Annotated in this window: 11 protein-coding genes and 1 pseudogene; 8 read left to right on the forward strand and 4 right to left on the reverse strand. The window is 42.9% G+C overall.

What is annotated here, in order from left to right; all coding sequences use genetic code 11:
- The first annotated feature begins 169 nt into the window (after nt 1-169).
- Nucleotides 170-1,069 (forward strand): glycine--tRNA ligase subunit alpha, encoded by a 900-nt coding sequence (gene glyQ / locus V7K36_RS08545; protein WP_335114860.1) that lies wholly within the window; start codon nt 170-172, stop codon nt 1,067-1,069.
- Here the strand turns inward: glyQ and V7K36_RS08550 are convergent.
- Both V7K36_RS08550 and V7K36_RS08555 read right to left on the reverse strand, forming a co-directional pair.
- Nucleotides 1,041-1,205 (reverse strand): hypothetical protein, encoded by a 165-nt coding sequence (locus V7K36_RS08550; protein ID WP_335114862.1) that lies wholly within the window; start codon nt 1,203-1,205, stop codon nt 1,041-1,043. The genes glyQ and V7K36_RS08550 overlap by 29 nt on opposite strands.
- Nucleotides 1,206-1,290: 85 nt before the next feature.
- Nucleotides 1,291-3,642: a di-heme oxidoredictase family protein gene (locus V7K36_RS08555; protein ID WP_335114864.1), complete on the reverse strand. Its 2,352-nt coding sequence runs from the start codon at nt 3,640-3,642 to the stop codon at nt 1,291-1,293.
- Nucleotides 3,643-4,181: 539 nt separating this feature from the next.
- On the opposite strand from V7K36_RS08555, the pseudogene V7K36_RS34060 reads away from it, so the two are divergent.
- The 4 genes and pseudogenes from V7K36_RS34060 to V7K36_RS08570 form a co-directional block, all read left to right on the forward strand.
- A pseudogene (locus tag V7K36_RS34060) lies at nt 4,182-4,289 on the forward strand (IS701 family transposase); the annotation flags it as partial.
- A 227-nt stretch (nt 4,290-4,516) separates the two neighbouring features.
- Nucleotides 4,517-4,705: a hypothetical protein gene (locus V7K36_RS08560; protein ID WP_335114866.1), complete on the forward strand. Its 189-nt coding sequence runs from the start codon at nt 4,517-4,519 to the stop codon at nt 4,703-4,705.
- Nucleotides 4,702-7,056, forward strand: coding sequence for a ComEC/Rec2 family competence protein (locus V7K36_RS08565; protein ID WP_335114868.1), 2,355 nt, complete (start codon nt 4,702-4,704; stop codon nt 7,054-7,056). Before V7K36_RS08560 ends, V7K36_RS08565 begins: the two co-directional genes overlap by 4 nt.
- Before the next feature lie 163 nt (nt 7,057-7,219).
- On the forward strand, nt 7,220-8,884 hold the full coding sequence (locus V7K36_RS08570) for an alpha-amylase family glycosyl hydrolase (protein WP_335114870.1): 1,665 nt from the start codon (nt 7,220-7,222) through the stop codon (nt 8,882-8,884).
- 514 nt (nt 8,885-9,398) lie between these two features.
- Here the strand turns inward: V7K36_RS08570 and V7K36_RS08575 are convergent.
- Together V7K36_RS08575 and V7K36_RS08580 are read right to left on the reverse strand one after the other, a co-directional pair.
- Nucleotides 9,399-10,094, reverse strand: a complete 696-nt coding sequence (locus V7K36_RS08575) for an AAA-like domain-containing protein (RefSeq protein ID WP_335114871.1) — start codon at nt 10,092-10,094, stop codon at nt 9,399-9,401.
- Nucleotides 10,004-10,279, reverse strand: coding sequence for an AAA-like domain-containing protein (locus V7K36_RS08580; protein WP_335114873.1), 276 nt, complete (start codon nt 10,277-10,279; stop codon nt 10,004-10,006). The genes V7K36_RS08575 and V7K36_RS08580 overlap by 91 nt, the downstream gene beginning before the upstream one ends.
- 1,075 nt (nt 10,280-11,354) lie before the next feature.
- Here V7K36_RS08580 and rpsO point away from each other — a divergent pair.
- The 3 genes from rpsO to aroF all read left to right on the forward strand — a co-directional run bounded on the left by rpsO (nt 11,355) and on the right by aroF (nt 13,444).
- A complete protein-coding gene (gene rpsO / locus V7K36_RS08585; RefSeq protein ID WP_196526018.1) occupies nt 11,355-11,624 on the forward strand; it encodes a 30S ribosomal protein S15 in 270 nt (89 codons plus the stop codon).
- Between the two features lie 12 nt (nt 11,625-11,636).
- Nucleotides 11,637-12,107, forward strand: coding sequence for a PAM68 family protein (locus tag V7K36_RS08590; protein WP_335114875.1), 471 nt, complete (start codon nt 11,637-11,639; stop codon nt 12,105-12,107).
- A 278-nt stretch (nt 12,108-12,385) separates the two neighbouring features.
- On the forward strand, nt 12,386-13,444 hold the full coding sequence (gene aroF, locus V7K36_RS08595; protein WP_335114877.1) for a 3-deoxy-7-phosphoheptulonate synthase: 1,059 nt from the start codon (nt 12,386-12,388) through the stop codon (nt 13,442-13,444).
- The last annotated feature ends 535 nt before the right edge of the window (nt 13,445-13,979 follow it).

Raw genomic sequence — 13,979 nt, forward strand, 5'->3', positions numbered from 1 at the left:
TTTCGCTTCGCTCTCAGGCACTTATTCAATATAACGAACCTCCTTTATCTTGTCAACTATTTTTTCCAAAAATATTTTGGACTGTTTTTCAGTAACCTGAAACTGCCCACAGTGCCGGGTTGTAGGCAACAATGGTTTATGCACTGTGCTGAGTAAGGAAGGGTGAAGCGTGAATTTTCAGTCGGTAATAGGTTTATTGCATGAGTTTTGGGGCGATCGCGGTTGCTTGATTGCCCAGCCCTATGATATTGAGAAAGGGGCTGGTACTAAGAATCCCCAGACATTTTTAAGAGCATTGGGACCGGAACCGTGGGCTGTTGCCTATGTTGAACCGTGTCGTCGCCCGACGGATGGACGGTACGGCGAAAACCCCAACCGCTTCCAACACTATTATCAGTATCAAGTCCTAATCAAACCGTCGCCAGATAATATCCAGGAGATTTATCTTGATTCGTTAAAGGTTTTAGGTATTCGTCCTGAAGACCACGATATTCGGTTTGTAGAGGATAACTGGGAAGATGCGACGGTGGGAGCTTGGGGCACTGGGTGGGAAGTATGGTTAGATGGGATGGAAATTACTCAATTTACCTACTTCCAACAGTGTGGAGGAATTGATTGCCGTCCGGTGTCGATTGAGATTACATACGGGTTAGAGCGGCTGACAATGTATCTCCAGCAAGTGGAGGCAATTACTAAGATTCATTGGACGGATAACATTACTTATGGTGATGTTTACCTCCAGGGAGAGATTGAGCAGTGTACCTACAACTTTGAAGTGTCAAATCCTGAGTTGCTACTGACACTATTTAATTTATATGAGCAGGAAGCTACCCAATTAACGGAGCGAGGATTGGTCTTGCCTAGCTTAGATTATGTAATGAAGTGTTCGCACACATTCAACCTGCTGGATGCTAGAGGTGTGATTTCGGTGACGGAGAGAACTCGTTATATTGCCAGGATTCGGCATTTGGCTAGGAAGATAGCTCATTTATATGTTGAGCAAAGGGAGAAGTTGGGTTTTCCTTTGCTCATAGATACTGTTAGTTCAACAGGAAGCCCGACATCCTAAAGGGTGCGGCTACACGAACTAAGTCAGCTAGGACAATACCTTCGCCAATTTCCGAAAGTAACGGATCATGCCTCAGATCCGCTAGCGTTGGTCGCAAGTCGGCTTCATCCTTCGGGTAGACTGTGCCGATGGTCACGAAGATATGAAAAGAAGGGACGTTCTCAAGAACGTCCCCGTAGTGAAATTTACAAACAATCGATATTAGAGATATTGGAGAGCCACTACAGCTCCTTCAAGAAATCAATTATCGCTTGTTGATCAGAAGGTGTCAGATAACGGAAACGACTGATAACTTCGCGTGCTTCACTTCGATGAGTTTTTGAAAGAGCACTGGTATAAGGCGGGCAAATGACATCCTCAGGCGATGACCCATAGTTGATAACATTACCGATTTTATTGAAGACTTTGCCACCCGGAGGAACAGGGCATCCTCCGCCCGGCAACTTAGAGGTCTTATAGTCATTGGGTGCAGGCAGATCATGTAGCTCAATCGCTGCACGAAGCGCATCGTCTACTGAACGAACAACCAACGGTGCATTGGTCACTTCGCTATTGGTAAACACACTACCCGCGGGCGTTGTGTCACGGGTGAGGGTACTCAAGTAGACGCTACCATTATGCAAAAATGGAGGGCCAACCTTACCAATTCCCATCAGAGGTGGTGTACGGAACTCTTCACCCTTAGCAGTTGCTTTCTGGTTTGAGAAGATATCATCAGTTAGGTTACGGGGCAGATCATACGTCTTGAAGTTCAATCGGTTACTACCAACAACCGTGGTTCGGCTCACAAGGATTGGATCACGCGGAGTTGGTGCAAACCGTTCAGTATCAATGGTGGGGCCTTTATGCAAAATCAGATCCGAGAAAATGGGTGCCCAACGGTAACTGAGAATGTCTACAACGGCTGCTGCATCACTACCCAAGGCTCGATCACCAACAGCAGGGGATCGACCAGTTCTTTGAACCGGAGTATGGCAGCTCACACAACTTACCATCCGATCGCTCTGATTAATGGCATTGGGATCACGACCATCGCCTCCGCGAGGCATACGACCGGGGATCATTCGGTTGGCAAAGGCAGTGAGATCAATACCAAAAAGCTGCGCTCCCCGTTGAACGCTGGCTGCACGATTGGAGCCAGAACGAGGTTGAGAGGGATTTTTGGAATTTAGCACGGCCAAGAGATTGGATCCAAATTCTGGGGGAGCCGTCAGGCGCAAGAAATTGCGCACACTAAATGGGGTGCTGAGGGGAAACTCAGGGTCGGCTACTAGATTTTTGCAGTTTTTATTGTAGGGAGCAATTTTGGGATCAGCAATATTGATCTCATTATTGTTAGCCAAGGTCGTAATGCCAAGCTCACCTTGGAAGCCCCCAATGATAAACTGTAGCATCTCTGCGCCATTGGCACGTAAGCCAAAACGCCCTACCCCAGAGGCCAGGGCGTTGGGTCGGTCAGGTGGCACATTGGCAGGAATCATATTGACCTTACCTGTGACACAATCACCGTTGCACTGGAATACAGCAGTTTTCAAAGACGATTTGCCGCCTCTAATGTCAGAAGGATCAGGAGCATTTGTAATATCCTGGTTTGGAACAGCCTCTATCAGCCCACGACCGATATAGGGGGGTCCAGCGCGTTCACCGACACCACGTCGAAATCCACTTGAACTCAAGCCCGTAGTTGGATCAATCGTACCGAGGTTTCGATCTTGGGCGATGCTTGGGATCGCATCTGGTTTGCAATCTATACTCGGGTCGAAAGCTTTAAGTTCAGCAATCGGGGGACGTGTATGCTGCACAAAACCACCAAAATCCTGTGCATTACCTGTGATGCGGTTTGTAGTACCATCTAGAGGATCATAAGATTTGGTCGGATCGGCCGCTTCAGCCGACGGTGAAAAGTCCCCGAAGATCGTAAAGGCTGCGGTTCGCCCGGTATTATTGACCGCATCTAAGGCTGGGTCGGCGTTATTAACGATATTCAAGTTAACAGAACCGTTTGGATTGACAGGATCTAAGCGAACACCAGCGGGTCTACCACCTTTGTTGGTGTCACCTGATGTATAACTGAAGTTGGTGGGGGTTGACCGTCCAGCTCGACTGACGTTAGAGATACCCGTAAGCAGCCCCAGTCCCGGAACCGACTCAAGGTTATTCAGGTGACAGCCCGCGCATCGGGTTTGGTTAGCCATCGCCCCTGCGCCTTCGGTAACGGTTTCTGGGGTGGTAAAAAACCACGCCCCTTCCACCACTTTCTGGCGAGCTGATTGCGAAACAGGAGGATAGAGCAATCGATCTAACTGAGCCGCCGTCTTCAGGGGAGCAAGTCCCACGTCGCCATAGGTATCGCGGCGAAGACGCTCTGCTGGACGAAGGGGTTTATTCGGAGGCGCAACCATGAAGCCCGAAATAACTTCGGCTTGTCGCTGTGCAACTAACGTGGCATCGTTGGGAATGTTGGTACGAAACTGACCAAAAACTTTGTGTGCGAAAACAGCAGAAATGAACAGTGAAAGTCCAAGCGATAAACCCACTATCAACAAAACACTCAGAAGTTTAAGCCTTCGCATTATGTTTTTCGGCCTTATTCAAGATTGAGTAAAACACACTGAAAATCACAAATCCCATATTTGGATTTTTAGCCTGTCTATGCTACTAAGCATGAAAACTAACAAACTATTGATATCAATGCTCAGGCTTTGTTTTCGCAAACCCTAAGGGTAATTACATACATACTTTAGGAAAATACCAAAGTAAAGCCATTTAATCTAAATATTTCTACATAAAAAGCCCACTATTTTAGGGAGGATTGTGTTCTAAAATCTGGATTTAATTTATCTAGGATTTATGCACGAGTTACATAATAACGAATGGCAGAGAGAAGTCGGAGCGGCCTAAGCCGCCGCTCTGAACTTTGGGGGCGCAGAGGACACGGATAAATCGGAGTTTGAGAGATATTTTGCGTAAGTTCTAAATTATCAAAATTTACGCATTGACAAAATAGACAATAAGTGGAGTATTAAAAGTAAGAAAAGAATATGCGATGCCTACGGTGGTCACTGAGCTTTGTCAAAGTGCGGGCTACGCTTACGCTAGTCCCCAGGGGACGAAAAACCTGAAATTCTTTAAAAATAAGGAATTATAGTTTTTAACTGGGATAGCAAAAAATGGCTTATGTTCAGTTGATGGTAAAAATTTTACTCAAGCTCAAAATTTATAAATTTCTGAAGCTCGTTTAATAGGATGTCTAAAAAAGTTTCAAAAGGACAAACGCTATAACCCTTATTCTTCCGTTCTGTCTTTTTTATAACTGCCTAGAAAATCAGCGAACCGGGAGTTATATGGCAGAGTTTAAGGCTAAAAGGATAAGACTCGCATGTGCGAACTTTGTTTGTATAAACTTGATGGACTATACTTCACCACAAGCATAAAAATTTTTCGGCATTGCTGATTAAAGAGATGAAAAGCTCACACAGATTCGCTCCAGGCGCAGATAATAAGAGTTTAGAATATTTTATTTTTGAATTTCATAGCCAAATTCAGCAATGCCAATTTTTCTCTATTGCTGCCTTAGCTATTTTTAAATCAGCTGCAAATTCTGGTTCTCAGGTGCTTTTACAAAAAATCTTATGATTCAAACCAGTGGTGTAATTATTTGTCTTGGCTACATTTTTGGGTTGTTATTTACAGCAGTTCCTTGGGGTGGCGTCTGGATTTTGGTTCTGGGGATAGTGGGAGCAATTATTTTTAGAAGACGCACCACTTCACGGCAACTTGCTCAGAAACCAGAAAATACTGGAAGCAAAAATAAGGCAGTACCTAACACTTGGCAAACTACTACCCATCCTCGAATATGGCTAGCTGCTGGCTTAGTGGGATTATTGGCAACTCTATATCTTCAATGGCGAGTGCCGCAACCAGGTGCAAAAGATATTAGTCAGTTCGTTCCGCCTGGAAATAGCAGTAATCAAGAACAACTTGTGATTGTTCGCGGGGAAGTGGCAAGTAATCCTCGCTTAACTCGCAGTCAGCGGGGACAATTTTGGCTGGAAGCGACTCAGCTAGATGAGATTAAAAATGAAAAAGGTTCAGCAGGTGTCCCAAAACGGGTTACAGGTAAATTGTATGTGACAGTGCCTATACTTCAAGCTACTGGGTTATACCCTAGTCAACAAATTGCTGTGACTGGGATTTTGTACAAACCAAAGGCGGCTTCCAATCCTGGTGGTTTTGACTTTCAGAAGTTTCTCAAGCAAGAAGGGACGTTTGCCGGTCTAGTTGGGCGACAAATAAATGTTTTGGATCAGGAACGTAAATGGGGATGGTGGCAAATTCGGGAGCGAATTGTCCGATCGCAAGTTCGTTGGTTGGGTGTCCCTGAAGGGCCTCTTGTCAGTGCAATGGTTTTAGGCAGCAAAGCTGTTGATTTACCCTACGATATTCGCGACTTATTTGTACAAGCCGGATTAGCTCATGCTTTAGCAGCTTCCGGGTTCCAAACTTCTTTGATTTTGAGTGTGATATTACAATTAACGAGGCGGGCAAAAAAAGGAACGCAATTTACCCTTGGCTTTTTGGCTTTAATCATTTTCCTGAGTTTAACAGGTTTTCAACCTGCGGTTCTCAGAGCCGTAATCATGGGTTTTGCGGCATTAGTTGGTTTGCTATTAAAAAGGAAGGTAAAACAGTTCGGATCATTACTATTAGCAGCAACTCTGTTATTAGTGTTTAATCCTCTATGGATTTGGGATTTAGGCTTTCAATTGAGTTTTTTAGCAACATTGGGATTAGTTGTAACAGTACCCCCATTAGTCAACCGCCTAGCATGGCTACCACCTGCGATCGCTGCTTTGATTGCCGTTCCCCTTGCTGCCACTATTTGGACTTTACCTGTGCAACTTTTTGTCTTTGGGGTTGTACCATCTTATAGTTTGTTGCTGAATGTGGCTAGTACTCCATTAATTTCGATCATTAGTATCGGTGGAATCATCAGTGCGATCGCAGCATTAATTTGGACTCAAGCAGGAAGCTTCCTCGCTGAGGTGTTGCATTACCCTACTGATTGGCTAATTAAACTAGTGGAATTTTTTAGCAAGTTGCCAGGAAATTCTGTTGCTGTAGGCAGCATATCCAGTTGGCAGCTTCTAGTGATTTATCTACTGATTATACTGGTTTGGCTAGTCCCTTGGTGGCAACGGCGGTGGTGGTTTGCTAATGTAATTGCGATTGCTTTAGTATTCATCCCTCTTTGGCATTCTACAAATACATTGTTTAAGATAACGGTATTAGAATCTGGTACGAAACCAATTGTAATTGTTCAATATAGAGGTACAGTAACTGTAATCAATAGTGGCGATGAAGGTACAGGACGTTTCACAATCCTACCCTTTTTGCAACAGCAGGGAATAAATCAAATTAATTGGGCGATCGCAACTGATTTCCAAGGCAATGAAAGTAATGCTTGGTTGGAATTAATGCAACGTTTACCAATCAAAAATTTTTATGAATATTCCCCCAAGTCTGAAGATTCAATTGCAAGCCAAGCAATTCAACAAGAATTACAACAGCATCAAGGGATCTACCAAGCTTTGGTAGTTGGTCAAGCTGTGAAGACTGGTTCAGTTATGGCGCAATTAATCAATGACCAATTACCCATTTTACAATTGCAAATTCTAGATCAGAATTGGTTATTAGTAGGTAATGTCAAGTCTAAAGAAGTCCAGCAACTAGTTAAAAATGGGAGTTTGCCTCGTCCACAAGTGCTGTGGTGTCCGCCTGAGTCATTAAAAGATTTAGTTATTGCTCTGCAACCACAAGTGGCGATCGCCTCTTCTGGTAACTTTGATCTAAAAGCTTTATCTGAACTGAATCAAAGCAAAACCAAACTATTTTTTACAGGACGAGATGGAGCTATTCAATGGACACCTAATGGTCAGTTTGAGGCATTTATTGAAGCAACAGAAAATAAGTCTTCTCTCTTATAAAAATTCACAACAAAGTAAATTTAAAAGTCCGATATTTATTTTGAAGTAAGACTAACTAAAGATAGATGTATAGTCATTTGGAAGGAAGTAACCTATCAAAAGGTTTCAGGAACGTCGATTTCCTGAGGAGGTACAAACCGTATGCTAATTAAAAAAAATGGAAATGGGAAGTTTAATTGAATTTACGTTATTTGCTCCTCGTAACAAAGGAGCCGCTTTAATTGGGTCTTTTTCTGAGTGGAAAGAAATCTCAATGAGAAAAAGTGAAAATGGTTATTTCCGCATTCAAGTAAAACTGGAAGACGGCATTTATCAATATAAATTTCGTGTTCAAAGCAAAAGCCCAAATTTTGCACTCGATGAATGGGTAGATGTTATTGATCCGAATGCAACAGATGTTAATGAAATAGAAAAATCTAGCATGGTGCAGATTAAAGATGGGCAACGCATTATTGATGATTATGTTTGGCAATATGACGAAAAACCGTTGCCTGATAATCGGGAATTAGTCATATATGAAATGCACGTTGCAGATTTTACTGGTGATGAGGTTGGCCTTGACAAACGAGGCAAATATTTAGGGATAATTGCCAAGTTAGATTATCTGGTTGAATTGGGAGTTAATGCAATTGAATTAATGCCAGTTAATGAGTATCCCGGTAACTATAGCTGGGGCTATAAAGTCCGCCACTTCTTTGCTACAGAATCTAGTTACGGTTCAACAGAAGATTTAAAACGATTAATAGATGAGTGTCATGCTAGAGGCATTCGCGTTTTTATGGATGGAATTTATAACCATACCGATGAAGAATGCCCGTTAATGCTAATTGACCGGAATTACTGGTATTACGAACACATGCATTATCCTGAAGACCCAGATAATTATTGGGGGCCAGAGTTGAATTATGATAATTATGATGAAAAATTAAATGTTAAACCTGCATGGAAATATGTTGGGGATGTGGTGCAATTTTTCATTCAGGAGTATCACATTGATGGAATTCGTTTTGATGCGGTGCGCCAATTGGCTAACTTTGAATTTCTCGACTGGCTGGCGCAGCAAGGGAAAAATCATGCTGCACCCAAGCAGTTTTACAATATTGCTGAACATATTCCCGATACAAAAACTGTAGTCAAGCCAGATGGGCCATTAGATAGTTGTTGGCATGAGAGTTTTCGATACTTTATAGTTCCACATATTTGTGGAGAAACATTTGAAATAGAACAACTAAAGCAAATTTTAGATCCCAAGCAGCAGGGTTATGCGATCGCTACCAATGTGATAAATTATTTGGGAACCCACGATCGCGAACGTCTATTGCGAGAATTAGGCGATCGCGGTATCTTTGACGCAGACGCATTTAAGCGAGTGAAGTTAGCAGTCATTCTCTTAATGACAGCGATGGGTATACCAATGCTCTGGATGGGAGAAGAGTTTGGCGAATACCAGCTAAAAAGCCAAGATGTGACTAAGCCACAGAAGATTAATTGGTCTTTGTTGTCAGGCGATCACAATCATAATTTATTTGAGTATTATCAAAAACTCATTGCTCTACGCAAGCAGAATCTAGCCTTGCAAAGTGACAATATCGAGTTTTTCTACGAAAATGCCGACGATAAAGTGCTGGCTTACACCCGCTGGGATGAGCAGAATTCTCATGTTGTTGTGGTAGCTAATTTTTCTGACCAGAATCTAACTAGATATCAAATTCCAAACTTCCCAACTGCTGAGTATTGGCAAGATTGGTTCCTCAAGCGGGAAGTGGAAGTTGGGAAAGATGGTTTAGTCACTGACTTGCCAAGCTATACAGCCAAAATATTTGTTTAACAGTAGCCAGCCAAAATATAGGAATCATATTTGATTTTTGAACAAAATTAGGTATTGTAGGGTGTGTTAGAACGCAGTTCGTAACGCACCAAACCGTTGATGATGGTGCGTTACGCTGTCGCTAACACACCCTACGTATCTTTTCAGAAATCAAATACTAGTCCTATAGTAGATGTAAATTCTAGTTTACTCTGCTTGATTTTGTTTTTATTGCGCGATCGCTAGTCGGCAGTATTCAAACATCGAAATTCTGTAGTTTGGCACTTGTGAGTATAGGAAATTGGAGTTATATTGCAATGGTTCTTACTCTGGCTCGTAGGGGTATAAAACATCCTTCTATTCCTGTTGCTTTTTAGTCCTTTTTTACTGGGGAGAGTGAACAACTACTCTATGAGCGCATCCAATCTGCTATTTGAGGCAAATAATCCCTCAGAAGAGGATACAAGCGCTGGAATTTCGCTGCTTCTAGCTTGACTTGCGCTTTTGAGAGCTTTGCGGTACAAAATGAAACTTCCTATCCCCAAACAGCAAGAGACGATCGCACAAATTGTTCTATCCAAGATGCTTCAGTTTCTGGCGGTAAATCAATTTTTCTATTAGATGTTTTTAAAGCTATGTGAACAATTAAGTGACAGAGTTTTTGGGTAAGAAATGGTTGTCCCCCTGTCCAGTAAATAATTTCTTCTAGTACTGCTTCGGGTTGAGTTATAACTTCCTCTAATCCCTTTAGCAATGGCGTGGCTTCATGGAGTTGAAAGCCGTGTAAATCTATCGCTGTACCAATGTTAAAAGGTGTACGACGTTTGTCAGAAATTAGGTCAGATGGACTGGCTACACCAAATAGTGTAAATCCCAAACGTCGAAAATTTGGGTCATGTGCCTGCTGATTATAGCAATGACGAATCCAGGCAAAAAAGTCACTAACAGGAAAATTCAAACTTAACAAACTATCAATCTCATCAATGAAGATGAAAATACGTTCGGCTTTAACATCTGGCAGAGATTCACTTTGAACATTTGGCAGTAACACTTCTTCTACGAACTGGTATAGTTTTTGCACTGAGGAAAGACCTGCTTGCATCTCCCACCATTGCTTAAATTTGACTTTTTCCACCAGATTTAAGCCGTAGAACAAGCTGATAATAACACCTTTGTACCATTGTTCTGGTGTAGTATCCTCACTACCCAGGTCATATCCAAGTAAACACATTTATAGCCTTCTTGTCTGAGACGATAACTTGTGCGCTGTAGTAGCGATGACTTGCCCATCTGGCGAGAATTGAAGACGTAACAAAAATCACCAGCCTTCAGGCTTGTATAAAGTTTTTCATCTGCCTGACGGATAACATATGTGAGATCGTCACTGCGAAGACTACCCCCTACCTGGTATCTCATTTTATTGAAGTGTGATTATCAAACAAAGACAGGACTTACGCACAGGTAACGGAAAATCGAACCACAGAGTCCGCAGAGAAGCCAGTGCGCCCTTGCGGTTAAGAGACTTGTACTCCTAGGTCGAAGCAAGCTAGCAAGAGCGTCTCCCCTTCTCACATTGGGAGAGGCTAGCGCCTGCCGTAGGATGCCCAAAGGGCTGTAGGGAGAAGCAACTGACGTGATACTGAGGAATAAAAGTTTGAGAGGTTTTTTGCGTAAGTCCTAAAAGAGATTAACACAATGATTAGCAATTTGTAGATAGTTCTAGAAGTCAGCAGAGTAAATATAGGACTCCAGTTTGATTAATAAAAAATTTTTCAGATAAGGGACTTCCAAAGAATAAAGTACTCAGTATATTTTCAAATAGGAATACTCCATATGTTGGCCTTTTGGTTGTATTCCCATCGTTTTCTCCTGTGCTTTAATTTACTTCGTTGTCTGGTTGATGGTCAAAGATCTGTTATTAAGCAGCAGTTAGCTTGCTTTATGGAAAAAATTCTCATATTTTTAGCAAAAACGCAAGGACAGTTAAGACAGTTAAGGTGATTTTTCAAAATAATTTTACCGATGAGGAGGGCGAACAGCCGTCATTGGTGTCAACTTAACGTAAAAGCCTGTCTAGATAAGTCATTCAGAGATTGCCTTGTTCCCAGTTGGAGACTGGTAATGCCTAATCGGAAGCTCTGCCGAAAGTCTTGAGGCAGAGCCGCAATGAAAGAGCATTTCCAGCCTCTGGCTGGAAACGAGGTTTTAAAGGGCACAACAAAATTCAATCACGTGTATAAATTCCTGTGAACATCGCAATAGCAGGATTGCGGCAGGTATAGCATTGTGAAGCGATCGCAGCTACAAATACAATTAGTTATGGATTATACTCACCGCGTCTACTGCCAGAGGATACTGGATGGCTCCTGACTTACTTAGTCTCCTAGAGTGCAAGGCGTAGCAGCAAAGATGATTCCACATCCAGCTTGAGGGCTGTGATATTATGGGAGACTGCTGCATACATTTAGAAAAACTAGAAACTGAATCGATCATGGCCCTCACGCAACTGCGGAAACAAGAAATAATTTCCAATTACCAAGTTCACGAAACCGACACTGGTTCGTCCGATGTCCAAGTTGCCATGCTAACTGAGCGCATTAACCGCCTCAGCGAACATCTCCAGGCAAATAAAAAAGACCATTCTTCCCGGCGGGGACTGTTGAAGCTAATTGGTCAGCGCAAGCGTCTTCTAGCCTACATATCACAGGAAAGCCGGGAAAAGTATCAAGCTTTGATTGCTCGCCTCGGTATTCGTGGATAGGGACTACCGCTTATGTCTGCTGAAGAATCTGAACGCAGTCGCTTGCCCTTTGAACCAAACAAAAAGCGCCAAAAACCCGCAAAAACTCAAAGTAAACCAGGAGCACAGCCACAAGAATCTGGCAAACAGGCTGATAGAAAAACACCTTACACCAAAGAAGAAATGACTATTCCCCAAGTAGTCAGCCAAAGGATGATCCGACGGGTAGCTGGGTTCTGTGGTGTACCAACAGCTTTGGGCATTAGCACCCTAGTTGTCAGCTATCTGCTTGCTATATACTCTGACATCCAACTACCTCCCATCGCCGTGTTATTGGTGAACATGGGATTATTTGGTTTGGGGGTGTTAGGGATAACTTATGGCGTTCTCTCTGCCTCTTGGGATGAAGAAAAAGTCGGAAGTTTGCTGGGTTTGCGTGAGTTCAACACCAATTGGGGACGAATGGTGGCAGTTTGGCGTGAAACTCGGCAAAAAAACTCATAATGAACGGCGCTCAGGTATTACGTAACTGCGGTATTGGGTAAATGAAGAAGTGAATGTTGAAGTTGAAATTTTATAACTTTAACATTGATAATTAAAATTATATAATTCTTTTTATACCCCATATTCAGTTATTTAGTAGTAAAACTACTGGCTGAGCGCTATATTTTATAAATAAATTAAATAAATTTTGTTTTTAACTATTCGTAATTAGTCCAATAGGCAACAATAAAGTTAGCCCATTTAGAGAAAAATTTACTCAATTAATCAGGAACTTTCAGATGATTATAGTAATGAAAAGTGGTTCCCCAGAGACGGAAATAAACCGCATTGATGAGGAACTAACTAGCTGGGGGCTAACTCCAGAAAAAATTGTTGGTCAACACAAAGTAGTTATTGGTCTAGTAGGTGAAACCGTCAGCTTAGATCCACTACAGATTCAGGAACTTAGCCCCTGGATTGAGCAGGTGTTGCGGGTAGAGCAGCCTTACAAACGAGCCAGCCGCCAGTACCGCCACGGCGAAGCTTCGGAGGTGGTCGTTAATACTCCCAATGGAGCGGTGGTATTTGGTGAACACCACCCCTTAGTAGTCGTTGCCGGTCCCTGTTCCGTAGAAAATGAAGAAATGATTGTGGAGACGGCGCGGCGCGTCAAGACGGCTGGAGCGACATTTTTGCGCGGAGGGGCATACAAACCCCGGACTTCACCTTACGCCTTCCAAGGACACGGCGAGAGTGCTTTGGATTTGTTGTCAAGGGCGCGGGAAGTTAGCGGACTAGGTATTATTACAGAAGCGATGGATGCCGCTGACCTGGATAAAATTGTCGAAATTGCTGACGTGATCCAGGTGGGGGCAAGGAATATGCAGAATTTCTCCTTGCTCAAAAAAGTGGGAGCGCAGCCGAAACCAGTTCTCTTGAAGCGGGGAATGGCAGCTACCATTGAAGATTGGTTGATGGCAGCCGAGTATATTTTGGCAGCTGGCAATCCCAATGTGATCTTGTGTGAACGGGGCATACGCACCTTTGACCGCCAGTATACTCGGAATACGTTAGATATATCAGTAGTGCCAGTGTTGCGAAAGCTGACTCACCTGCCAATTATGATTGACCCCAGCCACGGTACAGGTTGGTCTGAGTTTGTACCTTCAATGGCAATGGCTGCGATCGCAGCTGGCACAGATTCTCTGATGATAGAGGTTCACCCCAACCCTGCCAAAGCTTTATCTGATGGTCCGCAATCTCTGACACCAGACCGTTTCGATAACTTGATGCAAGAATTAGCAGTAATTGGTAAGGCGGTAGGACGCTGGCAGCAACCAGCCGTGGCTCGGGCTTAAAATTTCGTTGCAACTTCTTGCTAGGCATAAATAAATTAAAGTTTGTAGTCAGGACTTTAGTCTTGATAAATCTGAAGAAGCGATGAATCGCTTACTACAAACTAGGATTTTTTTGTATAGCGGCTGCCATTCTGGTTAGGACAAGTCTACTATTGATAACTGTGACAGCCGCTCTCTTAAGATTTGCCAATGTCCTAAACTGTCTGACCACTGCTATATGTTTAATTATGCCTATCTATTTATTGTAAATATGAAATAATACCCCTTTAGAAGATTTCTAAAGGGATTTTTAAACACTATAGGACTTACGCACTGTACAAAATAATCCTAATCTGTATTACGCAAGATGTCCGTTTCCGGCGCTGCTCACAACGCTGATTTGGTCGCATATTTACTGTGTTGGGTGTTAGATATGGCTCAAAAACCCAAATCTCGTATAGTATAGCAACCGCCAAGGTGGTTTGGGCATAAACTAGAAGTAGTCCCTTTCGTTATCCTGCAAAACGCGATCGCTGTAAATATGCCCAAACCCTAC

This window comes from Nostoc sp., from assembly GCF_036919555.1.
Classification (GTDB): Bacteria; Cyanobacteriota; Cyanobacteriia; order Cyanobacteriales; family Nostocaceae; genus Nostoc.